General features: G+C 58.9%; 18 protein-coding genes and 8 pseudogenes. 7 read left to right on the top strand and 19 right to left on the bottom strand.

The features are described from left to right. The 6 genes from X733_RS0135885 to X733_RS138645 all read right to left on the bottom strand — a co-directional run. The coding region (locus tag X733_RS0135885) for a thioesterase family protein (protein WP_031194132.1) at window positions 1–285 on the bottom strand (285 nt) is incomplete at its 3' end. Window positions 286–531: 246 nt separating this feature from the next. Continuing rightward, window positions 532–1680, bottom strand: coding sequence for a CaiB/BaiF CoA-transferase family protein (locus tag X733_RS138625; RefSeq protein WP_023820098.1), 1149 nt, complete (start codon window positions 1678–1680; stop codon window positions 532–534). Window positions 1681–2294: 614 nt separating this feature from the next. Beyond that, window positions 2295–3866 carry an IS66 family transposase gene (locus tag X733_RS138630; RefSeq protein ID WP_023820097.1) on the bottom strand — a complete coding sequence of 524 codons (1572 nt, stop codon included), beginning with the start codon at window positions 3864–3866 and terminating at the stop codon, window positions 2295–2297. Window positions 3867–3920: 54 nt separating this feature from the next. Then, window positions 3921–4274 (bottom strand): IS66 family insertion sequence element accessory protein TnpB, encoded by a 354-nt coding sequence (gene tnpB, locus X733_RS138635; protein ID WP_014761846.1) that lies wholly within the window; start codon window positions 4272–4274, stop codon window positions 3921–3923. Next, window positions 4255–4728 carry a transposase gene (locus X733_RS1000000168800; RefSeq protein ID WP_196813784.1) on the bottom strand — a complete coding sequence of 158 codons (474 nt, stop codon included), beginning with the start codon at window positions 4726–4728 and terminating at the stop codon, window positions 4255–4257. Before X733_RS1000000168800 ends, tnpB begins: the two co-directional genes overlap by 20 nt. Before the next feature lie 256 nt (window positions 4729–4984). Beyond that, the gene (locus X733_RS138645; RefSeq protein WP_023820094.1) at window positions 4985–5506 is read right to left on the bottom strand and encodes a thioesterase family protein; all 522 of its coding nucleotides are present in this window, start codon (window positions 5504–5506) and stop codon (window positions 4985–4987) included. Between the two features lie 60 nt (window positions 5507–5566). Here X733_RS138645 and X733_RS1000000168795 point away from each other — a divergent pair. After that, window positions 5567–5959: pseudogene (locus X733_RS1000000168795) on the top strand (DDE-type integrase/transposase/recombinase); the annotation flags it as partial. Between the two features lie 294 nt (window positions 5960–6253). Here X733_RS1000000168795 and X733_RS1000000171055 read toward each other — a convergent pair. From X733_RS1000000171055 to X733_RS1000000168775, 7 genes and pseudogenes are all read right to left on the bottom strand, one after another. Further along, entirely contained in the window at window positions 6254–6763 is a 510-nt protein-coding gene (locus X733_RS1000000171055) for a 2OG-Fe(II) oxygenase family protein (RefSeq protein WP_245274534.1), read from the bottom strand. Then, window positions 6724–7194, bottom strand: a complete 471-nt coding sequence (locus tag X733_RS1000000171050; RefSeq protein WP_245274533.1) for a 2-oxoglutarate and iron-dependent oxygenase domain-containing protein — start codon at window positions 7192–7194, stop codon at window positions 6724–6726. Before X733_RS1000000171050 ends, X733_RS1000000171055 begins: the two co-directional genes overlap by 40 nt. Then, window positions 7191–7898 carry a class I SAM-dependent methyltransferase gene (locus tag X733_RS138655; protein ID WP_023820089.1) on the bottom strand — a complete coding sequence of 236 codons (708 nt, stop codon included), beginning with the start codon at window positions 7896–7898 and terminating at the stop codon, window positions 7191–7193. The genes X733_RS1000000171050 and X733_RS138655 overlap by 4 nt, the downstream gene beginning before the upstream one ends. Then, window positions 7895–9217 carry an NAD(P)-dependent oxidoreductase gene (locus X733_RS138660; RefSeq protein WP_023820088.1) on the bottom strand — a complete coding sequence of 441 codons (1323 nt, stop codon included), beginning with the start codon at window positions 9215–9217 and terminating at the stop codon, window positions 7895–7897. The genes X733_RS138655 and X733_RS138660 overlap by 4 nt, the downstream gene beginning before the upstream one ends. Window positions 9218–9462: 245 nt before the next feature. After that, a complete protein-coding gene (locus tag X733_RS138665; protein WP_023820087.1) occupies window positions 9463–10542 on the bottom strand; it encodes an IS630 family transposase in 1080 nt (359 codons plus the stop codon). 562 nt (window positions 10543–11104) lie between these two features. Continuing rightward, window positions 11105–11474 (bottom strand): annotated as a pseudogene (locus tag X733_RS1000000168785) (transposase zinc-binding domain-containing protein); the annotation flags it as partial. A gap of 640 nt (window positions 11475–12114) precedes the next feature. Continuing rightward, window positions 12115–12660, bottom strand: coding sequence for a tyrosine-type recombinase/integrase (locus tag X733_RS1000000168775; RefSeq protein ID WP_245274531.1), 546 nt, complete (start codon window positions 12658–12660; stop codon window positions 12115–12117). Window positions 12661–13498: 838 nt separating this feature from the next. On the opposite strand from X733_RS1000000168775, the gene X733_RS138675 reads away from it, so the two are divergent. From X733_RS138675 to X733_RS1000000171040, 4 genes and pseudogenes are all read left to right on the top strand, one after another. Beyond that, complete coding sequence (locus tag X733_RS138675) at window positions 13499–13822, top strand: NAD(P)-binding domain-containing protein (RefSeq protein ID WP_245274530.1); 324 nt, start codon at window positions 13499–13501, stop codon at window positions 13820–13822. Window positions 13823–14177: 355 nt separating this feature from the next. Next, a pseudogene (locus X733_RS138680) lies at window positions 14178–14480 on the top strand (S-adenosylmethionine synthetase N-terminal domain-containing protein); the annotation flags it as partial. Between the two features lie 384 nt (window positions 14481–14864). Beyond that, window positions 14865–15992 (top strand): enolase C-terminal domain-like protein, encoded by a 1128-nt coding sequence (locus X733_RS138685; RefSeq protein ID WP_023820078.1) that lies wholly within the window; start codon window positions 14865–14867, stop codon window positions 15990–15992. A gap of 99 nt (window positions 15993–16091) precedes the next feature. Beyond that, window positions 16092–16316 (top strand): annotated as a pseudogene (locus X733_RS1000000171040) (IS6 family transposase); the annotation flags it as partial. A gap of 303 nt (window positions 16317–16619) precedes the next feature. Here X733_RS1000000171040 and X733_RS138690 read toward each other — a convergent pair. The 3 genes and pseudogenes from X733_RS138690 to X733_RS138700 form a co-directional block, all read right to left on the bottom strand. After that, window positions 16620–16965, bottom strand: a pseudogene (locus tag X733_RS138690) (transposase); the annotation flags it as partial. Window positions 16966–17017: 52 nt separating this feature from the next. Beyond that, window positions 17018–17868, bottom strand: a pseudogene (locus tag X733_RS138695) (IS5/IS1182 family transposase); the annotation flags it as partial. 329 nt (window positions 17869–18197) lie between these two features. Next, entirely contained in the window at window positions 18198–19040 is an 843-nt protein-coding gene (locus X733_RS138700; RefSeq protein WP_196813783.1) for an enoyl-CoA hydratase-related protein, read from the bottom strand. Window positions 19041–19442: 402 nt separating this feature from the next. On the opposite strand from X733_RS138700, the gene X733_RS138705 reads away from it, so the two are divergent. Both X733_RS138705 and X733_RS138710 read left to right on the top strand, forming a co-directional pair. Beyond that, entirely contained in the window at window positions 19443–19712 is a 270-nt protein-coding gene (locus tag X733_RS138705) for a hypothetical protein (RefSeq protein ID WP_023820074.1), read from the top strand. Window positions 19713–20409: 697 nt separating this feature from the next. Continuing rightward, window positions 20410–20688 (top strand): annotated as a pseudogene (locus X733_RS138710) (transposase); the annotation flags it as partial. A gap of 243 nt (window positions 20689–20931) precedes the next feature. Here the strand turns inward: X733_RS138710 and X733_RS138715 are convergent. The 3 genes and pseudogenes from X733_RS138715 to X733_RS1000000171545 all read right to left on the bottom strand — a co-directional run bounded on the left by X733_RS138715 (window position 20932) and on the right by X733_RS1000000171545 (window position 25080). Next, window positions 20932–23091 carry a peptidase domain-containing ABC transporter gene (locus X733_RS138715; RefSeq protein ID WP_023820071.1) on the bottom strand — a complete coding sequence of 720 codons (2160 nt, stop codon included), beginning with the start codon at window positions 23089–23091 and terminating at the stop codon, window positions 20932–20934. 32 nt (window positions 23092–23123) lie between these two features. Further along, a complete protein-coding gene (locus X733_RS138720) occupies window positions 23124–24209 on the bottom strand; it encodes an HlyD family efflux transporter periplasmic adaptor subunit (protein WP_023820070.1) in 1086 nt (361 codons plus the stop codon). 674 nt (window positions 24210–24883) lie between these two features. Beyond that, window positions 24884–25080, bottom strand: a pseudogene (locus tag X733_RS1000000171545) (hypothetical protein). Window positions 25081–25157: the final 77 nt, after the last annotated feature.

The following is a 25157-nucleotide window of genomic DNA, read 5'->3' as shown; positions in this document are numbered from 1 at the left end:
CGCCAGCCATCCGTCGACGTGGCGAAGCTCTTGGTAGAAGCGCATGCGCTTCTCGTCGTGGTCCAGCAGCTGGAATGTTGCGGTGACGCTGTGTCCGAAGTGCAGCTCCCGGACATAACAGACGTGCACTTCGGCAGAATAGCTCGTCAAGGCGCGCGTCCGGGCGTATTCGGCCCCGAGGCCTATCTTCTCGAACGCGTCATCTCCAGCACGGTCGAAGAGCACGTTGTAATAGGCCATGTTGAGATGGCCGTTGTAGTCTATCCATCCCTTCTCGATTTGCATGACAGGCGAAACAAACATGGTGCTAACATACTCCAACTCGGGCTGCGGCGCTGTGGCCTCGATAGCAGGCTGCATTGCGAACTCATGTCAGCTCTCATGTCAGCCAGGCGATCCAACCGCAGTCGCTTGTCCACGATCTCCTGTCCGCTTCGAATTTATTTGGAGTNGCTAACATACTCCAACTCGGGCTGCGGCGCTGTGGCCTCGATAGCAGGCTGCATTGCGAACTCATGTCAGCTCTTCATGTCAGCCAGGCGATCCAACCGCAGTCGCTTGTCCACGATCTCCTGTCCGCTTCGAATTTATTTGGAGTTCGGCGAGAACGTCTTTGGTATGCGCGCCACGCGGCGGGACAGAGACCAGTTCGGCCGATGGAGTGACTGAGAATCGTGGTGCGGGAGCTGTTTGCAGGACGCCGTCAATGGTCTTGTAGATGTCGCGAGCAATGTTATGGGGATGTGCCGCCGCCTCTTCGGGTGCCAGGACCGGAGCAAAGCAGGTGTCCGTGCCTTCAAGCAGCCGAGTCCATTCGGCGCGGCTCTTTGTCTTGAACAGTACCGAAAGCTCATCTCCAAGAGTGGCCCAAGCCGCCGGATTTCGTTGTTCGTTGACGAAACGCTCGTCTTGGTCGAGCCCGAGGCGCCTGATGAGTTCGGCGTAAAATTTTGGTTCGACAGCTTGTATAACGATCCATTCGCCGTCGGCGCAGAGATAGGGACGATCCCAGTGCATCCCAAGAGCCGCGGGCCGCGCCTTCTCGAAGGAGCCTCCATAGTGGTCGGGGAGAAAAGATATCGCAAAATTTAGCAAGTGCGCCGAGCCATCGACCATCGCCGCGTCGACGACTTGCCCTTGGCCGTCCTGCCTGGCACGCAGAATGCCCGCGAGGAGGCCGATCGCGAGATACAGCGCGCCCCCGGCGACATCGCCTAGCAGTCCGGGTGGAGCATCGGGCTGCTGACCAGACTGTGTCGCCAACCATAGAGCACCAGAAACAGCCACGTAATTGGCATCATGTCCTGCTACCTGAGACAGTGGGCCATACTGTCCCCACCCGGTCATCCGGCCATAGACCAAGGAAGGACGACGTGCGAGGCAAACCTCCGGACCCAAGCCGAGGCGTTCCATTACGCCCGGTCGCATGCCTTCGATCAGGGCGTCGGCCCCATCGATCAGTTCCAGGAAAGTCTCGACAGCTCCAGGCTTCTTGACATCCAGAACCATCGAACGCTTGCCACGACTGCATAGCTCCCACGGCCGGGGATTGCCCGCGTCAGCGGCCGGACGCTCCACTGCAATCACGTCGGCACCGAGATCGGCAAGCAACATCCCGCAAAATGGTCCAGGGCCAAGCCCGACCATTTCAATAATCTTCACCCCGCTGAGAACGCCCATTGGTGAATTCCTCTGTTGGGATTGCTCAAGTCGTTAGGCTGAGTGGCATAAGTCAGCATCTTGAGCGTTTCCATGGCCTCCGTAGCTGTGCGTACGTCGACAAAGCCCAATCGCCGGAACAGGGCCACATGACAACATCGTTGCCCGCTAGAGAGGCGGTGTGTGACTGGGGCAGCTCGACCGCCTGCGCTAGTCCGGCCGCCCTTGAGGACCACCACGGGAATCCTTTGCGCGCCGCCTTAAGGCCCCCCGGCTGATAAGGCCATCGCATCTGGGATGCCTTCGAGGTAGAATTCACGGCGCGGACGCGGTGATCGTCCAAGAGCTCATTCATGACATCAGCGGCAGAGACCATCGCCTGATTACCAAGTCCGACCGAATACGCATGAGTACGGATCCCTTGTCTCGGTGATGAACGACTGGCCTTAAGCGTGTCTCTTATGAGCGCACTTAGGAGCGGTTGATGGGTCAGATCACATTGCTCACAGACCCCGACGTCGGCGGCGGTGGAACGAGGAGGAATGGCGTCAGACTGTAAGCGCTATTTTCGCTGCACGTTGACGCCGGCGCTTTCGACGGATGGCCTTCGAATTGGGAACTTGTATCTGGTCTGATCAGACTGCTGTTGCTTTGGCGAAGTTGAAGGGCAGCAGATCGTCGATGGCTGCGTTCTCGGGGCGCTGAGGTAGTTCAGTGAGGACGCGGCGCAGCCACGCTAACGGCTCGACGCCACAGGCGCGGCAGGTCAACATCAGGCTGTAGATGACGGCGCTGGCCCTGGCTCCGTCGACGGTATCACTGAACAGCCAACTTTTCCGGCCAGTGGCAAAGATTCTGATGTCACGCTCGAGAAGATTGTTGTCGATCGGCATGCTGCCGTCCTCGGTGTAACGAGTCAGATATCCCCATTGGTTCAGGGTGTAGGAGACGGCGTCGCCGAGCTTGCTGTCCGGCAAGACTTTTGGGGCGAAGTCGTCGAGCCATGCCTTGAGAGCCTGGAGGATGGGGACACTATGTTGCTGGCGGAAGCGGCGAATGCAGTGATCTCGCGTTTCGCCGTCATCGGGGATTTGGTTCCGCGCCTGCCTTTCAACCCGATAGAGCTGTTCGAAGAACCGGAGTGCCTGTTCCGGCGGGCCGCCACCCTTCTTCCTCGCCTTTAGGGCATCGACGAAGCGCCGCCTCGAATGAGCCATGCAGCCAAGATGCGTTGCTCCTTCCAGCGTGCGCCAGGCGGAATAGCCATCACTCATCACGATGCCGCGGTAATCGCCCAAGAAGGTCTGCGGGTGTATCTGGCCGCGACCCGGCTGATAATCGAGCAGCACGATCGGCTCGTCACTGTCGTGGCCGCTCCGGTATGCCCACATGTACGAGGTGCTGGCGGCCGCTCTGTCCATTTCCTTCAGCACCTGGACCGTGGTCTCGTCGCCATGGATGAGGGGCTGCGATCTGAGCCGCAGCTTCAGCACGTCATAGATGCGGGCGAGATGCTTTTCGCTCGAGCCGATCACCCAGTGGCCCAGAGCGCCACGGCTGACAGGAACACCGGCGCGCTCGAAGGCCTGCGCCAGGCGGTAGAGCGGTGTGCCGTCGACGTATTTGTGAACGAGCGCGAAGGCCAGCGTCGAAGCCGTGGCGATGCTGCCCGGCAAGGGTTGCGCGGGCATCGGCGCGGTCACGACCGGCGTGTTGATGCCGGTGCGCTCACAATGGCGGCAAGCATATTTGAACCGCACATTCTGCAGAACCTTCGCCTTCACCTCGATATGAAGTTGCTCGGTAACGGCCTCGCCCATGCGATGCATCTGGTGACGGCAGCAAGGACAGACCTTCTGGTCGTCGGGAAGGTCATACTCGACACGCTCGCGCGGCAGGTTTTCCGGCAAGGCCTTGCGGCCGCGCTTCTTTCCCGTCGCCCCTTCGGTCGCCGGCAAGCCCGTGTCCGGCAGGACAACGACATCGCCATCTTCGCTGTCGGCGTCATCCTCATCCGCGGCCTGTTCGGCTTCATTGAAGAGGCGGTCAATGTGCTTTTCGCTCTTCGGCGCAAAACGATGCAGTCGTGCAAGCGCCAGCTCTTCCTCGAGTTTGACGACCCGTTCGGCGAGTTGACGGTTCTGCCCCTGCAGCGCAGCAATGCGCGCCATCAACGCTTCAACAGTCGGTTCGCCGGGTCGGTTCATCAGATTCTTGAATCGAAAGCATGCCGCCGCGTCAATCGCTCAATTCGAGAGCCCTCAACCGGCAACCTGATATTGCCGCACCGGATGGCGGACCATCGCATCGATGTCGATGCCGTCGAGGATCCAGTGCAATTGCTCGGTCGTAAGCGTGACCACCGCTGCCTCTCGGCGCGGCCACCGGAACTTGTCCTCGGTCAGCCGCTTCAGGACCAGCACAAAGCCCGACCGGTCAAAGAACAGGAGTTTCATCCGGTCGCGACGGCGATTGCAGAACGCAAAAACCGCCGGAGCAAACGGATCGAGCGCCATCGTCTCTTGGACCAGGACCGCAAGGCTGTTGATGCCGGCCCGGAAGTCGATCGGCTCGCGGTGCAGGTAGACTTTCAGGTCAGCGCCCAGTCTGAACATGACCCAGTGCTCCGATGGTCGCCGTCAATGCATCCACATCACCGCATTCCAGCGTCAACTTCACGCCGTTCGGCAGCGATGCGCTCACCTTGGCTGGAGAGGAAAAAGGCGCAGTTCTTTTCGAGGCCGACCTACGCACCCCATCGCAAGTCCCCGGCAAATCCACCGCAGCCATGCTGCTCTGTCGCAGCAAGGCCCGATCGGAAGTGCTTTCAATCTGAACCGGGATGAACGCAGGTGGCCGGGACGGCGGCAGGGACTGGGTCTCCGCGCGCTTCTTTATCCACTTGCGAAGAAGGTTCGCATTGACCCCATGTTCGAGCGCGAGCCTCGATACCGACACGCCAGGCTCAAGGCAGGCCGAGACAAGACGCTCCTTCGATGCCGGGTCGTATCGGCGTCGCCCGTCCCGACCGACAAGCCTCACCCGCAGTTTCTGCTCATCTTCTTCCATCACTTGGTGTCCACCTATTTTGGTGGACACCTCATGCATCAGAGCACTCAACAGCAAAAGGTGCGGGGAAATTCGCGCTTACGTCAGACTTTGGAGGAGGCGTTTTCGCCCGGAGCCTGTGTGACGCAGGTGGCGCAGCGGCATGACGTTTCGACCGCGCTGGCGGAGTGGAAACTGTGACCGAAATGCTGTCCTAAATCGGGCCCAGATACTCAATCCCGTTCTTTTTCGGACAACGTGGCAGCACCGCATGGCCTTACCTCTTCTTCAGGGCGATGCCTTGGCCGGCAACCGCCGGGATTTCCTCTTCCGCTTGCGCTTGGAGAATCTGTTCGAGCCGCTCGGCGACGACGGGCCGCCAGTTTTCCGACCGCCTCACCGTCAGGTTGAACCCGAGACACTTCACCTCGTTCGTGGCGGCCAGTTCGTTGGTCCCCGACTTCCAGATGCGGTGGAAAAGGACGTAGCGCTTGTCGTCCGCAGCGATGAGTTGCGTGGTGACATGGATCGGAGTGCCCAGGGCCAATTCGTCGATGTAGCGGACGTGGTTCTCGACGATCACGTATTCATGGCCTCCGCGCGCCTCCATGGTCCCGTCGTGGCCGTTCACCCAGTTCCAGAAAGCCCAGTTCGCGTGATCGCCGATGGTCACATAGTGGGCGACATTCACGTGTTCGAACACGTCGATCCACTCTTCCCTGACCGCCGTGCGGAACAGGGTCAGCGGCATCTCGATCTTGCCATCCCACGGCAGAGGGGCATCATAAACTTCAGCCACTGTCAGCGTCCTTTCCAGTTAGGCGTGCGCTTTTCGGATAGAGCAGCCATTCCCTCGGCGCGCGCCGTCGACCATGATGGTTATGTTCTCGATGAAATCGTGCAGACTCGCCGAAATACAAAGGCCGCCAAGCGGTTGCTGATCCGGCTTCTGAAGAAGGAAGGCGTCGCTCCGAAGCGCATCGTCGCCGACAAGTTGCGGTCGTATGGAGCGGCGAAACGCCAGGTCATGCCCCAGGTCGAACATCGATCTCATAAGGGATTGAACAATCGAGCTGAAAACTCGCATCTACCCTTGCGAAACCGGGAGGGCATGATGAGGGCTTGCGATCACCGGAGGTCTCCATCTTTATCTTTTCTGCGCTGCGCAATCTCTTCGTCCCACCAACCTCCAAACACTCAACGCTCGTCATCCATATCCACCGCCTCAAGGCCCATGGCGGAGTGGAAAGCCGNCCACCAACCTCCAAACACTCAACGCTCGTCATCCATATCCACCGCCTCAAGGCCCATGGCGGAGTGGAAAGCCGAGACCGAAATGCTGTCCTAAATCAGGCTCAGATACTCAATCCGTTCTTCTTCGAACGACGTGACAGCACCGTCCATGGTTGTCCCTCGCTTGATGTTTGGGGCCGAGATGACCCCGTTCAACATCATCACTTGAGGGACAGCCACCTTCCTGGCTATGCGAGGAGCGCCGGCCCATTACGGCATCTAGGATGTCCTAAGCTCCTTCTTCGAGAACGGCTTACTGCAACTCTCGCGCGCGTCCGGCGCCCTTCCCGGTTTCCCAGATCGAATCGAAGTTGCGTAACATCACTTCGGCGACGCTGAAGGTTTGCTTTCCTTGTCGGGAAGTCAGGCGAGCGTCGATGTCGGGATAGATAAAGAAGGGAAGGGAAATTCGGTCAGTCGGACCAGTGTGTACGACCTGATGCGGCGTGCTCTTGAACCGGTCGTCGCTCAAGGCCTGAAGCATGTCGCCAAGATTGACCACGAGACTGTCGGGGAGGCTCGGCGCCGGCACCCAGTGTCCCCCGAACCACACCTGCAAGGAGCGCGTGGGGAGTTCCTCCTGCAGCAGCAGCGTGAAGAAGCCATTGTCGGTATGCTTTCCGGCCGTGCCGCCAGTAGATGGATACCGGATCACGCGTTGCAGGACCGTCGGCGGGCTGAAATGGCGTCGGAACCAGCCCTCTTCCATATCGAGCAGGTCGGCTAGCGCGATTCCGAGCTTCGGCACAACGTCGTTGACCATGATAGCCTGCAAAGCAAGCAGGCTTCGCGCGAAACCAGGAGCCACCGCGTCATCCGGAAGGCGTGTGCAACCAGNGTGCAACCAGCAAACGGACGCCGGTCGCCTTCGTTCTCGATTCCGAGGTCGAACATTTCCTTCGGATCGGGGCCGGCCTCGGGATGCAGCGCCTCGCCGTACAACGGAGTGTATCCACGGGCGGTAGTGGGGTACACGTCTTGGGCGGAGTGACCGAAACGTTCCTTTGTCGCCTGTGGCAACGCGAAGAACCGCCGGGAAGCCTGGATGGCTTCTGCGATCTGTTCTTTCGGGATTCCGTGATCGAGGTAGAAGAACCCGTATTCCTCGCAGGCCAGGCGTAGGCGCTCGCGCTCTTCGTGTCGCGTTGTATCGGCGGCCAATTTTGCTAGTGAGATTTGCGGCAGTGTGGTCATAGATGCTGCTCCGTTTCTGCGCAGGCCCTATCAGGCACTTTGAAAACCCAGTAATGCGCACCCTCCTCAGCGATATATTTGCCGTCGTTTAGACGCTGTGCCGTCACAAGCACGCCTTCATCCTGCAGACGCCGCACCTCATGTTCAAAGGATGTGGCCTCCGCATAGCTCTTGCGGGTGCTTGCGATGATGAATCCGCTGGGGCGGGTTACGCGAGCCAGTTCGCGCAGTGCGTCCGGTCGGACGTGTCCGAGCGTGAAGACGCCGCAGCAGACCGTAATATCGTAGGTCGCACTAGAGTAGTCGGAGAGCGGCCGGTTAAGGTCGACATTGCCTCGGACATGACGGTAGATGTCGGTTTTCCGGGCCTGTTGGGCCATCTCCTCGGAGAGGTCGCAACCGTCGAGCACCTGGAAGCCAAGGCGCTTCAACTGTTGGCCAACCAGGCCTGTTCCACAGCCGGCGTCCAGGATTGCGATGGATGCTCGGTCGTTCGCCAAATACGCCGTCTGCACGGCACCCGCCAGTTCCGCCACGATCCTCGGCCCGCAGTACCCGTCGCGGCCGACATCCAACTCATAGGAACTGGCCCAACCGCGATAGAAGTGGGCCAAACGACCGACGTCGCCGTCCAGGACATGAGAATCCTTGATGCGCTTTCGTGCGGCTTGCTCAAGTGCTGTCTGCTGATCGAGGGTGGTCATGACAGTTTCTCCGTGAAGGGGCGGATGAGATGCGGCACGGTCGTCAGCGGCGGCGCAATGGCACCGCTTAGATCAATAAGGTCCTCGTTGCCGTATTGCTGAGCATGGCTGTCCGACCATGCGGAGGCGCCTACGCTCCAGGTGATAACGTCGTAGAGCAGGGCATCGTTCAGGCCCATGCCGCGCCCAAGATCAAACGCCTCGTCAAGGATCAGGCGATTGATGTGGGTGAGCTCGCCGGACAGAGACTCGAGCAACTGTATCTGGATGTCGCTAAGCGGGACGTCCTCGAGCGGAAACACATGCTCGCGCTTCGGTTTGATCCGTCCGAGGGGATCGGCCAGGAATTCTTGGTCTGGCGGATGCGAGGGGTTGGCGCCGTACTTGGATGGCGCGCGATAGCCCGGCACTTGCAGTCGAACGCCGAAGGCCAGCTGCGCCAATTCGACGACGCGCAGATGGCTGTCGTATCGGTCGAACTTCCGTCCCGCCTCGCTATAGCGCTTTTCGATCGCGCGCCCGATCGGCAGTCCCACGCCGAGGTCGTCGGCCAGCTGGACAGTCAGGCCCATATCTTTCACCGGGATCTCCAGCGTGCAAGAGCGATCATAGCTGCCATCCAGGAGAAACGGGGCGTACTGCTCGATTGCAACCGAGTTCGCCGAAGAACCGGCAAATCTGCGCCACGCCTGCTGCGCAGGAACGCCCCCGCGCACGCTTCGGCAGAGCGCGTCGCCGCTCGCGACGGCTGCAGCGTAAAAGAGCAGGTTCGTCAGTAGTTTGACTGATTGGCCCTGACCAATGCCTCCGACCTGGAAGGAGATGGCTCCCATGGTCTGCAACACCGCCTGGCTACGCACATAGGCCTCCGATGGTCCACCGACAAAGAAGCTGACATTGGCAAACTCGACCCCCATGTGGGACAAGTTGCTTACGGGCGCTTCTAGCGAATACACACCAATTGCTGCCGCCCGACGGGCGATCTCGACGGCATTTTGGTAGTCGGTCGTGGACGTATCGATCCACACGCTGCCCGGTGGCATTCCGGCCAAGGCGCCTTGCTTGCCCGTCATGGTGTCAAAGACGTCGCGTGGCAGTGGCAAGCAGGTGATGACAATCTCGCAATCGCGGGCCGCGTCGCGCGGTGCGTCATGCCACCGGGCTCCCTTTTCGAGCACGTATTTCGCAGCCGCAGGATCGATGTCGTAGACGTCCACCTGATAGCCGGCTTCCAGGAGCTTGGCGATCATCGGTCGCCCCATCCTGCCGGTACCAATGAATCCGATGCGTTCGGTGTTGCGGAAACGGGTGGCGCGCACGGCGCTTCCTCCAGCCTCTGCAATAGGCATAAGACTTCCTTTCACGAGTAACGTCATGATTTGACTTGGATTAGTCGCACCGATCGATAGCAAAGGAATATCTGCCGGATTCATGTCGGAGACAAGTAGATATGAATTAATAATTTATTGAATTATCGTTACGTCTGATCGAATGTCATTTAATATACGTCAGTAAAAAATCACAATACGTTAATCTTAGGAGGTAGTTCTGGAGAAATCTTCCTCTAGTGGATTGATTCCAACGCTTGGTGCCCGCGTTTGACCGCTGTAATGATCTCATCGGGGTCTGCTTTCCAGACGAATGGCCGCGGTTCGTGATTGTGCTCAGTCATGAAGCGGTTGGTTGCCGCCTGCAGGTCGACGACGGAGTGGAAGACGCCGTGTTTCGGTCTGCGTCGTGTCAGTTTGGCGAAGAAGCCCTCGACAGCGTTGAGCCATGAACATGATGTTGGAACGAAGTGGAAGGTCCATCGCGGATGTCTTGCCAGCCAGGCGCGGACCTTCGGCTGCTTATGGGTCGCGTAGTTGTCGAGAATGACGTGGACTGCCTTATCCTTCGGCAGTTGCGCCTCAATCACGTTGAGGAAACGGATGAACTCCTGATGCCGGTGTCGCTGCATGTTGCGGCCGATCACCGAGCCGTCGAGAACATTGAGGGCAGCAAACAGGGTGGTGGTCCCGTGGCGCTTGTAATCATGGGTCATCGTGCCACCCCGCCCCTTCTTTAAAGGAAGTCCTGGCTGGGTGCGGTCCAGCGCCTGGATCTGGGTTTTTTCATCGACGGAAAGAACAATGGCGTGGGCCGGCGGCGAGACGTAGAGCCCAACGACATCGTGCAGTTTCTCGGCAAAGGCCTTGTCATTCGACAGTTTGAAGCTGCGCCAGCGGTGCGGTGCAAGACCATGCTCGTGCCATATCTTGACGACCGAAGAGGCCGCGATCCCCACCGCCTTTGCCATCGCGCGAACGGTCCAGTGTGTGGCCTCTTGCTTGGGCGTTTCCAGCGTCAGCGCGATCACCTGATCGACCAGTTCGGGATCGAGTGGCGCAATGCCTGGCGGGCGGCTCTTGTCGCGCAAAAGGCCATCCACGCCTTCGGCCATAAAACGCTCCTGCCATCGCCACACGCAGGTCTTCGATTTGCCGGTAGCCTCCATAGTGGCCACAGTTCCCAAGCCGTCATCGCTCATCAGAATGATCTTCGCCCGCCACGCATGCTTCTGCGGCGAACCGTGCTTTGCCACGATGGCTTCGAGCCGAATCCTGTCGGCGGCAGTGACGTCAAATGTAATACCGGTGCGCATGCCCGATCGTCGCACAAGCGAAAACCGATGGGACTCCAACGTCGGACTCTTTTGTCTCGATCAATCCACTAGCAGCCTCGATAACTTGGTAGGTTGTGGGTAATTACTCACGCCCCAACGTTTGGCGACGGGGTGGCTCATCGGGCGGCGACTATTTTTGGTGAACCGTGCGGCGAGCACGGTGTTGGCGTGTTCGAGATCGAACTCGTCCGGGTGTCGCCTCCAGTCGATCCGTTCGACGTGCTCGGGGTGGGTGGGATTGGCCAGAAAGGCCGGCAGCTCCTCATGGCCCTAAACGCCGCCGCAAGCATCTGGTGGACAGTTACGCTTTCCAGTGGTGCAGATGGGGTAGGATACGCAGGCGACCACCGGCTCGCTTTTTTCGAATGCGACCGTATGCTGCCAAGTGTCGCCGAAGTCATAAGTGCAGGTGAAGCGGACGACCGTCGATCCAGCAGGCCGTTGGGGTCACGCGATTTTCGTCAGCGACGTCGTCGACACTGTGCCGATCGCCAAACTGCTCGCCGCCGATATCGAAGGCATGGAGGTTGCCATCATGCCAGCCCATCGCCGCTTGGATTGCCTGGTCGGCGGCGATGATGCGACTGGTCTCGGCGGTGGCTCGGAAGAGCAGGTCGCCAAGACGCGTGCCATGTTCTGATAGTCGATGGCGGCAATGGGCTCCGGCGAGCGTGAAGACGACATGAAAATACTGCGTGTCGAGAAGCTCGGCGCGACGATCTTCCAACCATTGCGCGCGGGCCAGCGATTGGCAGGGGGGACAATGTCTGTCGCGGCAGCTGTTGAAGGCGATGCGCCGGTGGCCACATGACGCGGCGTTGGGCGATCGACAGCGACGCGTCATGCTGTGCGCGATAGGCTTCGCCGTAGCAGCGGAAGATATCCACCACTTCCGGCCCTGAGCGGGCCATCGCCCGCGCCGCTCAGAAGTATTGCGGCTTGGCGGGGGGCGGCAGGGTGGCCGCCGGACGCGGCAAGAGCTCGAAGGGGCTCGATGTGGCGCAGACCTTGTTGGAGCAATCCGCAGGTAATAGCAGGTGGTCAGGATGGCGTGGTGGTCTGACGTAGAGAACGCAACCGAGGAACCTCGCTGAATCTCCCCAGGACTGAGGATGATCGGCAGCTTCTGCGGCTTCTTGGGACGGCGCCCAGTCCCTTTCGAGCGTCACACTGTAGAGAAAGCGCAGCGCCGCGAACCGGGCGACAGCTTCTTCTCATTGGTCAGATAAACCTGTAGGTCAGAATGTCCTCGCGCCCGAGCAAGTCCGGCGACTTGCCGAAGTGACTCGCAAACACCGAGACCTGCTAAAGATAGGAGATCTGGGTGTTGAGCGCGAAGTTGCGCACCTCCATGTCCTCTCTTATTCGCTGGCGAAGTTGGGTCATGACAAACTCCTCCTTGTCCGATGGAATGGGCTGCAAGCAGCCACCCCATGTTGACAAAGCGAGAGCTTCTTGTGCACACAGGACCGGCGCGACAGACGACGCGATCAACACCACGCCGGCGGCACCCCCCTCCTTCCGCTCCGCAATCGCGGAGCCGGTTAGGCACTACCTACCCCGCCCGACTATGTCGAGTAGCTCTGACTGTGATGGTTGAGGAATAAGGAAATTTTCCGCAGAAACACCCGGCCACCCGACATAGTCAGCGCGATCTACAGGCTGTTCAAGAACTCCAGCAAATTGTCGTCGGGCCGGATCGGGATGATTTACCGACATAGGGGACGTCTTTGCCCACGGCGCCTCCTTCATCGCCAACGTCGCCTCGAGATAGATCTGTGTGGTCTCGACCGATTCATGTCCGAGCCACAGAGCGATGGCGGCGCGATCGACGCCCGCCTGCAGGAGGTCCATGGCCGTCGTGTGCCTCAATCGATGAACAGTGACACGCTTTCCATTCAGCGGCGGGCAAATGGCAGAAGCGGTCTGGCGGTGTTTGCTCAGCATATACTGAACGCCATGAACGCTCAGCCGCTCACCTCTGGCGCTGGGAAACAGGATATTCTCTTCTCCGCGCTGAGGCTCTTCAGCCAGCTTCTCCAGACTGCGGTCGTAGACTTGGCGAACGGGGTGCAGCGTTCCTTGCGCCCTTTGCAAATGACGCGCATGTGGGTGCCCGTGCCGAAGAACAGATCGTCACGCTTGAGACCAGTGATCTCCGATAGCCGCAATCTGGCCTGCAGGCGAGCAGCCGGAACGCGTGATCGTGTCGCCCGGATCTGTGAGGGCGAAAGCCGAATGGCTGAGCTACTCGACCACGATCCGTGGAGACGGCGATTGCGTTCTGACTTCAATGTCGAGCAGACGTTCGAGTTTGTCACGGGAGGCGACCATCGTCATTCGACGTTCCAAATTCTCGCGTCCGGCCGTGTCCAATTGAAGACGTCTATGTTCGAAACCTGACACACAGAGGCGCGTATTCAGCCGGGGCGACACGAAATGCGTGGTTTTCTCCTTTTGCTCGCAGATCCTCTTTGGTGGCACGCCGATTGCATGGGGCACCGTTAAGGCTAGCTGGTGAATGTGACAGCGGGCAGCCATCCAGGGAGTAGCTGATGCGGGTAGCCGTCGTGCGGAATCATGATAATACTGCCGTAATCAACCGGTTCGGACAGCCTCGCACGGAGTTCGACGACCGCGAGACGGTTGAAAGCGTGATGGCGGCGCGCTGCAAGAGGGCGGCCACGAGACGCTGCTGTGCGAAGGCACACACGAACGGTTATTGATCGGTTTGCGACAGAGCCGTCTGACCGCTGCAGGAAAGCCGCCGGCGAAGGTGATGACGGCGATCGACCGCGCAAGTCCCTCTTAAAAGCACCATAGGTTTGACGATTGTGAAATTTGCCTATTCAAGATATTACATGACAGCAAATGAAATGGTGGCAAGATTACGTTATGCCCAAGTCTCATCATGACTTTACTTGTGAAAAGTCCCATGTCTGCTGTAGAGGCTGGGGGAAGCGCTGTGCGCGCCACTCGTTTCCACAACACCGAACGGATCGGATTCATTGGTACCGGCAGCATTGGGCGACCGATGATCGCCAAGCTCCTGGAAGCCGGTTATCCGGTAGACGTCTACGACATCAATCCCGCAGCCGCAAAAGACGTGGTCGAAAAGGGAGCCCGGTGGCATGACATACCGCGTGATGCGGCTCGCGATTGCGACATTGTCATAACCTGCCCGCCGCTGCCACGCGACGTCTTCGACAATATGATGGCGAGCGGGGCGCGTTGGTCGGAATGCCGCCTGACAGCGTGAGGATCGACACAGTAATTGGCGTGCATTCGCTAGAGGCGCCTGTGAGCAACTTGTCCCACATGGGTTCGATTTCGCCAATGTGGTGCCGGACGATCCGCGCGATCCAGCGGTTACAAGCGGCATCCGCGTACGGACACCGGCAGTGACGTCCGTGGGAATGCGCGAGGCGGAAATGGTGCAGATCGCCGCTTTCATTGACTCGGTCTGCAGCCAGCCCGACGACCCAGATGTTCATGCCAGGGTGCGAAGAGACGTTGCGGACTCCTGCGCCGCGTTCGAGGTCCCTGGCGTCACAGGTAAGGCGGGCTAATAAAAACGTCCCATACAACTCCAACACCCGAAGCGAGGGCATTCCGTGACCAGGCAGTTCGTGTTCGCTTCCGAATCCGTCAGCGCCGGACACCCAGATAAGATGGCCGACAACATCTCGGATGCCATCCTGGATGCGATCCTGCGCACCGATCCGAAGGCGCGCGTCGCGTGCGAAGCGTTGGTGAAGACAGGGATGGTCGTTCTGGCTGGCGAGATCACCAGCGATGCGCAGGTCGATTACAGCCAAGTTACCCGCGAGACGATTCTCGATATTGGATACGATGACGATGCGATCGGCTTTGATGGTCGGCATTCCGCCGTCGTTCTGGCTCTCACCGAGCAGTCGTTGCGACAATTCTAAGGTTTCTGTTGCGCCGAACAGATTTGGCGCCGATCGGCGGGCTCGAGGCCCAGGTGGTGAGAGCATTGGCATGAGCGGTCGCATCGTTGATGGAGGTGAACTCCGTCAAACTAGGCACGGTCCTTTTCCAATAATTTTGGGTTCGGTTGGGGTGACGAGGTAATTGATCCGAAGAGCGGTGGATCTCTCAATGATCGGCGCGCTTGGCAAGATGCAAGACTGGGAAACGCTTTGCCGAAGCATCCTTAACAATGACGTCACAAAGGAGGAAATTCGAGCGGCAATACACATTCTGAATAATGACGGCGTTTACAAGGATTGGGAGTGCTTTCGGGCTACCAGGAAATTTCTATAGGAGCGAAGTATTCTATGAAGATCATTGGCATTACGATGTGGCAACTCGACCTGCCACTTACAAGGCCCTATTGGCTGCCCGGTGGCCTCCTGAAGTTCGAAAAACTCGACAGCACCTTTGTTCGAGTTGATACCGATGCGGATGTGTCTGGTTGGGGGGAAAGTTGCCCTTGGGGCAACACCTATCTACCCGCCCATGGTCCGGGGGTAAGGGCGGGCATAGCAACACTAGCGCCCTCATTGTTGGGGCAGGACCCGAGGTCGCTTGAAGCGATCAACCGGACAATGGATACGGCGCTTCCCGGTCATCTGTACGTGAAGTCGGCCATCGATATGGCCTGCTGGGATATCTTGGGAAAAGTCACCGGGATGCCGCTATGGCAATTGCTCGGTGGAACTGAGGCAAATTCGGTCGCAGTTAACTCTTCGATTACCGCCGGCACTAGCGACGAGATGATCGCACTCATAAGAGATGCCTATTCAGAGGGCTATCGTACACACTCTGCTGAGGTGGGAGGCAGCGATCCCGTCGCGGATATTGCGCGCATTCAGTCGATTGAAGCGGCGCTGAAACCGGACGAGAAGGTTACCTACGACGTGAACCGAGCCTGGTTGCCGGCGGTTGCGATCCAGGTACTGAACAACGTGTCCGTGCGTGGCTGGATCGAACAGCCTTGCGAGACGCTGCAGCAATGCGCTCAGGTTGCTCAACGAATAATACAGCCGATCATGCTCGACGAGTGCCTTCATACTTTTGAGGACCATCTGCTGGCTTGGCGCTTGGGTGCCTGCGAGGGGGTCAAGGTGAAGCCCAACCGAATGGGCGGTCTGACCAAGGCCCGGCAGATTCGGGATTTTGGTGTCTCGGTGGGATGGCAGATGCACTTTGCGGACCTAGGCGGTTCGGCATTGGCAGATACTGCGGCAATTCATCTCGCATCATCGACCCCTGCCGCAAACAGGTTGGCCAGCTGGCTCTGCCATCATCACCTTGCGGTCGACCCCGTCCCCGGCCAAGGAGCCAGGAACATCGATGGTTTTGCTGCGCCGCCGACTGCGCCGGGACTTGGCGTGGAGCCGGACGTCGCCGCACTTGGGATCCCGGCATCAGTCTTCCACAAAGGGAGGCGCCATGACCCGTGACCCTGGTCGCGGTATCGGCTTGTTCATCACGCAGCGATCTTCGAGATGAATGTCGAAAGCGCTGGCGTTTGGCTTCCGTGGCGGATCTGCTCCGGTAGCATGCCGCAGGTCGAGCATCGATCTCATAGGGATTGAACAAATCGAGCTGAAAACTCGCATCTACCCTTGCGAAACCGGGAGGGGATGATGAGGGCTTGCGATCACCGGAGGTCTCCACCTTTATCTTTTCTGCGCTGCGCAATCTCTTCGTCCCACCAACCTCCAAACACTCAACGCTCGTCATCCATATCCACCGCCTCAAGGCCCATGGCGGAGTGGAAAGCCGNCCACCAACCTCCAAACACTCAACGCTCGTCATCCATATCCACCGCCTCAAGGCCCATGGCGGAGTGGAAAGCCGGGACCGAAATGCTGTCCTAAATCGTCCGCCCTGAACAATGGCTAAGCCATTGACGCGGCAGTGCCGCAAGTGACGGTAGGAAGTATCCGGTTTGGCGGCGCAAGCAGCGATAGCCAGCAGGATGAGCGCACGCCAAAGCGCCAGTGTGGCGAGGAGGAGGCGCAGATTGTGGCCGGCGGCCACGAGCAGCGCATTGATGGCATCGCCAGCATGCCCGAGAAGGAAGNGAGGCGCAGATTGTGGCCGGCGGCCACGAGCAGCGCATTGATGGCATCGCCAGCATGCCCGAGAAGGAAGTTCCGGTCCAGTCGCCCGTCGGTCTTCATGTGGCCGATGGTGGCCTCGATGGCCGATCGTCGCTTCAACTCCCGCGTCATGGTGGCGCTCAGCCCACGCTTGCTGCCGGCGATCATCACCGAACCCGAACCGGCATAGTCATGGCCGCGATAGCCCTTGTCGACGTAGATGCGGTCCGGATCGACACCGCCAATCTGCGCGGCCTGATCGACCGTCGCTGCGAGCGTGTTGGCCGTCATACGGATTGCCCTCGAAGGATTTGGCGGCCAGCACGAGGCCTTCACGGTTGGTTGTTGCGATCCCGACCTTGCAGCCGAACTCGTAGGGNCCGCGATAGCCCTTGTCGACGTAGATGCGGTCCGGCTCGACGCCGCCAATCTGCGCGGCCTGATCGACAGTCGCTGCGAGCGTGTGGCCGTCATACGGATTGCCCTGGAAGGATTTGGCGGCCAGCACGAGGCCTTCACGGTTGTTGTTGCGAGTCCCGACCTTGCAGCCGAACTCGTAGGGTGCGCGGGCTTTGCCTTTCGAGATGCAGACCACCTCGGGCGCATGCATCGAATAGAGCTTGTTCTTGTCCTTCGGCCTCTGGGCCAGCAGCCGCTCGACCAGCCCGAGCAGCCGAGCGAACCTGGCCTCGAGTTCACCATTGCCGGCGATCTTGCGGCTGATGTCGCGGAACACCCGGCCGAGATAGGTGCGAAGGCGCTTCAGTTCGCGCCGCATCCGTCGGAACTGCCGGGCGTGGGCATAGCGGCCGGCNCCGAGATAGGTGCGAAGGCGCTTCAGTTCGCGCCGCATCCGTCGGAACTGCCGGGCGTGGGCATAGCGGCCGGCGCGTACCGCCGCGGCCTTGGCCAGCCGAGCGTGGCTCTGCCTGAGCTCGATGCCATACCGCTTCGCCTGGCGCGCCAGGATCTGGATCGCCTTTAGGTAAAGCCGGCTGTCGGTCGGATGAGCGATCGCTTTCGGCTGCACCGTCGTGTCGACGGTGATCCGCTCCGGCGAATTCGGCCTGGCGGTCCCGCTGTCGAGCGCCGCCTCGACGCTCGCCTTCAGCATTTCTTGCAGACCCTCTGGTCCGATCCGCTTGCGCCAACGTGTCATCGTGCTGGCGTCGATCGGCGCCTCATGCTGGAAAAACTCGAAGCCGCTAAAATACTGGCAGTACGCATTGTCATACTCAATCCCGTTCTTTTTCGGACGACGTGACAGACGCACACAGCGTCTGGTTCAGCGCCGGCCACGAGATACCGGTTGAGACCAGATGCATCCGGAGGCGCGGATACCCATCGGAACTGACTGACATTAGCCCACATGCGTGAAGAACGATTGCGAGCTTGCGGGCCCGTGCCACCTGAGGGACAACCACCTTCCTGGTCTATGCGAGGAGCGCCAGCCCATTACGGCATCTATATGCGTTCGCCCTTACAAGGATCTCTAGTGCGGGTCAACTCACACTCGCAGCACCGGTACAGTATCGGAGAGCGGTGTCATTCGGCCAAGTGTCATTCAAGTCCTTCGTAACGCGCTTTGCTACTTTTTAACGCCACTTTCAGACCTTTTTCAATTGTCAGCTTGGTGAGCTCTGCGTACTCAGGAACCGGTTGGATCCCTAACATCGCAACCAACTCGAGGTAGTAGTCCAACGCACTCCTGAGCCCTTGCATTTCATACACGCGATTGAGGTACATTTTGTGCATCCGCTGCATATCGCGCGGCATGCGTGCCATGAGCGTGGCTTTGCGGCGGGTGACCTCCTGAAGGTCCTCAGGGGCCACAACCTCGGTCGCCAAACCTAGTTCCTTGGCTTCCTCGCCGGAAACTTCTCGGCCAGTCAGCAGAAGGTCCTTCGCTGCCTTCATGCTGACTAGCCAGGGCATAAACATGCAATGGCCGGAGATGCCGTGGCGAAGCATGCCGTAGCCCATCCGAATGTCTGAGGTGACGATGGACACATCGCAGAACAGTGAAAGTTCGAACCCCTTGCCGATGGCATACTTATGAACGGATGCTATGACCGGCTTACTAATGACCCACGGCGTTGTGAACTGCTCGAACTGGCGAATATATTTAAGGCGATATTCGTACAATGACGAGCGATCGTCCGACGTGTCCCCTTCGAGATCATGACCGGCGCAGAATCCGCGGCCAGCACCTCGGATAACAATTACATTCACATTGCCATCATCATCAGCGCGAAGTAGTCCCGCCCTAAGTTCAGCGAGCAGGCGCTCGTTCATAGCGTTGATCTTTTCAGGCCGGTTCAGCGTTAGCCAACAAACGTGTTCGGTGTCCACCTCATAGATGAGGTGCTGGTATTCGGTAGTCTCAGGTGGGACACGGTACATCATTTTCTCCCATGAAGTCGGATTGGTGGTCGGTTCGTTTTGGGCCCGCGATCCGAGACTGGCCGGCGAATTCTCATGGAGGGTGATTTCATGCCGATCGAAGGCTGCGGTCGAGTTTCGATGCCAGCGACAGCAGGATGAGTTCTCCTCAGTCTGAGCCGCAGCGCGTTTGCGGATAGCGCAGCATGTATCGTGCCAAATGAGAAAATGATGTCAGAACAATGCTATCGCGCTGATCGCGCTGTGTGTCGTGTCCAACTTCGTCGAAGACCCGACAAAAAGTGCAACCGTAGCCACAACCGCTGTGGTGGTACGCTTCGCATCACAACAACTCGAAGTTTTGGATCACAGCCGTCAACGATCTTTGCGTCAGACCCGGCCAACACACTCTTTGAGGTCGCCTTGGCCGAGCTGTTGAGGCATCCCTACGCCAAACTGTTGGCCGTTATCCAAGCCGTTCCCGAAGAGGCACTCGATCGAGTGTTCAATCTGCTGTTGAATTTCACGGTCGCAACCGAAAGCTATGTCAAAGAGATTTGGTCGGCTCTTTTTGAACGAGGATTGGAGCGTTGGTGGCGGATGAAGCGACCCGGGCGGTTGCCGCGATTGTTGCAGAAATATGTGTTCCCCGTGGTTTTACTGGACAGCATGACCGAACCGCGCCGAGCCTGAAGAACCGATCCGACGGCATTCGTGAAATCGGACCATGACATGCCTCGCAGCCGCTCGATCACGAGGGAGGTCCGGTGTGGCAGGACCCGTGCATCGAGACAGCCTGCGCAGCATTTGCGCCGCGACGCGAATGTTGTCGCGGATGACCCGGTTGAATTTGGCAAAGTATTTCATGTCACTCTTCCTCTTCGTCATCTGCGGCAAATGAGATGGAGACGGACGCAAGTCCGTTGTTCGAACTAAAGCCAACAAGCACGCCCTGGCGTGACAGAGCCTTTCGTATTGCCCTGAGCGTGTCGGGCCGGCTGTCCCGTCCCCGCTCAACATTGGAGACCGTTCCCGCCGACACGCCGGCGGCACATTGGCAAGCGCGGCTTGGTCCAGGCCAGCCAACATACGAGCGGCGGTATAGGTTCGGCCGAGCAGCGTTAGGCAGATCAGCCGTTCTGGTCCCGTCGGTATCATTGACCATTCACCGCGGCGAAGGCAGACCGGTCATTGCGACTGCGATCGCCGGCTTGGTCGCCACTTGTCGAAACCGTCGTCAGGATCCGGAAAAGCGGAAGGGTCTTGCGTATGGCGCCCAAGCGGCGAGCCACTGGGCAAGAAGCCCGGCTGAAACCGCTTCGAACTCGTCATACATCTCCGATTGGCTCATTCTTCGACGCGTTCGGTCACTGACTATTTCAGCGTCGCCATCTCCCGCGACCTCGATCTGTGGGCCTACACCAGGGGCGTCACGCTCGACTTCTCGCGACCGGGAAAGCCAACGGACAACGCTTACATCGAAGCCTTCAACGGCCGCTTCAGGGCGGAATGTTTGAACGCCCACTGGTTCCTGACGCTTGCCGACGCGGCCGAAAAGTTGGAGGATTGGCGCAGATACTACAACGAGGTGCGCCCCCATGGCGCAATCGGGCACAAGGTTCCGATCTCGTTGATCAATCCCGATGGCGCCGTCAGCCCGCTATCGTGAAACAGCCGGAAAACTCCACCTTCCGGCGGTCCAAAGGTATCGGATCAATGAAACTCCGGATTCTCCATTGAATTGGAGGGAACAAGGGTCTCAGGTCAATGCGATTATGCAGGGCAGGCCAGACGCTATTCACCGAGTGCGACGATGCGATCCGCGTCAGCTCATACGTGATGCTGCAGGCTACGCTCCTAGGTCTCGATGACCGGATCTGGCGGTGATCGATGCGCTACGGCACCGTCGTGGTTAGCTGGATCCGGTTTGCGCCCGCCACAAGCGTGCGTAAGCACCTTCAGTTGCCAGCAGATCAGCATGCCTCCCCTCCTCAATAAGCTGTCCCTTGTCGAAGACCACGATCTTGTCGGCCCTACGAATGGTGCTGAGTCGATGAGCGATGACGATTATGGTCTTACCGGCCCGACGAAGATCTTCAATGATTCGCAGGACAAACCCCTCGGCTATCGAGTCGAGAGAGGAAGTCGCTTCGTCGAGGATCAGGATCTCCGGATCCCGGTACAGAGCCCGAGCCAACGCAAGCTGCTGCTTCTCGCCGCCGGAGAGGCGTATACCATTCTCGCCCAAATAGGTCTGAAGACCGCCGGGCCAGCGCTCGATCAGCTCTCGTAGCCCTATTTGACCGCAGATGTGCAGGATCTTCTCGATGTCCGGCTCGAACTCGCCAAGGGCGATGTTCCCGACCACCGAGCCCGAGAACACATCGACCGATTGCGGCACAGCAGCGATAGCCTTGCGCACGGACACTGTTGAGAGATCCTGGAGGGCAAAGGGACCAATCCGGATGCGTCCTCCCTCAAGCGGGTAGACATTCTGCAGCAACGCCGCAAGGGTGCTCTTGCCCGAGCCGCTTTCCCCCACCAAGGCCGTCATCTCGCCCCGGCGGAAGGTGACGCTGAGATCGTGGAAAAGCTCCGGCTGCGAACCATGGCGGAACGTGACTTTCTCCAGGCGAATATCACCAAGGTCGGACTTTGTGGCATCGATGCCGCCGCCGCTTGTCTCCTGCTCCAGGTCGAAGATCTCAAACAGGCGATCCGCTGCGATGAAGCCATCCTGAACGATCCGATTAGTCTGGATCAGATTGGCGACCGGCCGGATGACATAGCCGAGTAACGTATAACAGGACAGTAACTCGCCGGGCGTGACGGTTTGATCGAGGGCAAGCGTCGTTCCGAACCACATCAGCACGATGGTGAATAGGGTCGAGAGGAAAGTCGAGGCATTATCCCCAAAGATCGAGATGAGACCGGAACTGTAGACGGAGTGCAGCATCTTGATGAAACGGATCTCCATCTTGAAGTTGGCGAAACTCTCCATGCCGGAGGTCTTGATTGTGGAGACAGCTCCGAGCGATTCCACCAGCTCCGCCTCCAGGTTGGCGGCATCCTCCATAATGGCGCGCTGGTGCTTGCTATTCAGCCGGTTGATGGTCCAATAGACCAAGAGGTACAGCGGAATGGAGACCGCCACGACCAAGGCGATCTTCCACGAGTAGATGCACATCAGACCGAACGAAAATAGAATCATTAGCACGTCAACGAATATGTTGATCGAGACGTCGTTCAGGAAGCTCCTGATCTTCACCGCGTCGTTCATGCGGGCGATGATTTCGCCCATGCGCATGCTGTCGAAGAACTTCTGGGGCAGGTTTAGAATGTGCTTGTAGTAGCCGAGGATCAAGTGGACATCGATCTTCTGCCCCGTTTGCAGGATAAGCCGGTTCCCGAGGAGATTGATCAGGATCTGCGCCACCAGGATCACCAGCATGACGAGGCTCATCAGGTTGAGCAGGTTGCGGTTGCCCGCTGTGATCACATGATCGACGATCTTCTGGACGTAGATTGCCGTCGAGAGCCCGAGTACCGTCGTCACGAGCGCCCCGGCGAGAGCCTGGGCCATCACCGCCCTTTGTGGCGCAAGCAGACGCGCGAACCGGGCAAGCGGCGTAATGGTCTCGTCGCGGCGCTTGAAGGTGGCTGCCGGAACCAGGAGCACCAGGACGCCAGTCCATTGCGTCTTGAATTCCTCGTGCGGCAGCTTGCGGATTTCGCCATAGGCTGGGTCCATGACGGTGACCCACCTCGCGTCGATCGCCTGGATGACGACGAAGTGGTGAAGGACCCCCTTGACGACGACGTGCGCGATAGCGGGCTTGGGGATCTTGTACAGGCTGTCGAAGCCACCCTTCACTCCCTTGGCGACAAAGCCCAGCTTCCGGGCCGCTTCCGTGAGGCCCAGTACGGTAGTGCCGGAGCGGTCGGTCGAGGCATACTGGCGGATGCGCGACAATGGCAGCTTGTGACCATAGAAGGCTGCGACAGAAGCAAGACTGGCAGCTCCACAATCGGTGATGTCGTGCTGCTTGAACTTGATAACCTTGCTCGACATAGCGGCTCGCTGGCTGTTTGGATAGGGAAGGACTAGTGGCCCGCCAGGAGGGGATTGAGCCAATCGTCGGCCTCATTGTAGAGGAGTTGCAGAAGAGTGCGTTCTGCCACGAGGAAGCGGGCCCGCACGGTCATGCCCTTCTTCAGATGACCGATGACCCCGTTCTTGAGTGCGAGATGGGTGCGAGAGAGTGCGCAGCGGACCTTGAAGACCGGGCTCATGTCGTGGAGGGTGAAGTCCTGCGCTACGCCGAGCACTGTCGCATCGATGAGACCCCATTGATTGTAGTTGAAGGCATCCACTTGGAGCCGCACCGACTGGCCCTCCCGCACGAAGCCGATGTCTTTGGGGGAGACGTAGATTTCCGCCACCAGTTCGTCGTCCGGCGAAACCCAAGCAACGGTTTGCCCGGCCTGGATGTAGCTGCCGGGGGTCAGGCCGGTGAATTGCTCGAGTGCGCCTGACACGGAGGCCCGAATGTGGGTGAGATCCCGTTCCTTCTCGAGCTGATGCACGGCGGCCGTGAGTTCCTTGAGGCGCAGGGTAAGGTCGAAGAGCTGCTGGTTCCATTCGGCGGATTTGCGCCGGGCAAGGATCTCCCCCTGAACCTCAATGTTCTGGAGGGCGAAAGCCTTCTCGTCAACGGCCTTTGCGGGCGTCGCAGCAGCGGAGAGCAGTCGCTTAGCGCGGTCGAGTTCCGCCGCGGCATTACTGCTGGCATATTGGTTCTCCCGCAGCAGATTGAGAAAATGCGCCCGCTCCGCCTTGGCGGACTCGGTCAGGAGGAGGATCGGGTCCTTGGCCTTCGTGCCGGAGGAGATCAGGGTTTCGAGGTCACGGGCAAGATCACTCTTAGCGCGAATATCGCCTTTATACGCCCTGAGCTTTTCCTCAACCACCTCATCATCGAGGGCGAGAATCTCCTGCCCCTGGGCAACCAGATGGTTCTCAACGGCAAGGATACGGGAGATGCGTCCGGAGACGGGTGCGACCAGGGGCGTCTTCTCGACGGTGGGGCGAATGATACCGGGACTTTGGACCGAGATCGCTATGGTGATGAGTGGCAGCGATACCAACGTCGCAACCACAGAGAGCAAAATCAGCCGATAGATGATCAAAGATCGTCCTGATCGTCGGGAGAGAATGCTCTCTGCAGTGTAGCTGGCAATTTCAGGAGAAAGGGTATTTAGCTTGCACACTAATGTTCTAACCGTGTCTCTTCCAGTGCCTCGCCGCTACCAGTATAGTCGCAGCCGCAACGCCTACTAACCCCGCCACCGCGAAAGCTATCGCCGCAAAAAAAGCCCACCCGCCCGAAATTGTGGATGCTTCTTCTGGAGCCAATTCAGTCACACCATAGTCTGACAGATCGACCTTCATTGCTGTCTCCTTTCCTAGAGATCAAATAAGATGAACCAGTCTGCCATTTAGCGGCTTTTGCCGCCGTACAACCAACATCAAGAGTCGTGCCAACTGCACAGGAAGCGACCCAGAAAACTAATTCTGGATGTTATTCAATGGCTTCACTGAGAGCGCGGCGGCACGCCAGCCAGACGTCACCGTGTCGCGGATTCGACAAACCCGACACTGGTAGGGGCCAGTGCGGTAGGTCGGATACTTAGGGTCGGATACTTAGGGATAGAGTCGAATATAGGTCTCCTGAGGGAGCTCTGCCTGCATGGAGGATATATTTCGGCCAAGCATTCTGCCGAGAGAACCGGCCTGTCAGGAACAGCATCTGGAACGCGCTGAGCAGCTTGCGGCAGTGTGGTCTTGTGTAAGCGCCCGATTGTTATCGCGGAGATTTCGCTTTGATGCGTGCGATGATGTCTGGGTCTGACGTAGTCTTCGAGGAAATCGTTTCCAGTCATTGGTCGAGCGGCGGGCATGGGCGCCGGTGCCGTCGTAAACGCTGATGAGACTGCCGTAGGACAGATTGTCGTGGTTACAGACGATCGCCTCCAGGAGTTCGGGGTCCTCTCCGAGCATTTTCGCGACGTGATTGAATTTATCCAGCGAATCCGCGAGGCATCTGAACTGGCGAGAAGCAAGAAGAAGCCTGATTA

Origin of the sequence: Mesorhizobium sp. L2C066B000 (assembly GCF_000502335.1) — a bacterium.
Classification (GTDB): Bacteria; Pseudomonadota; Alphaproteobacteria; order Rhizobiales; family Rhizobiaceae; genus Mesorhizobium.
This window is presented reverse-complemented; position numbering and strand designations above follow the sequence as displayed.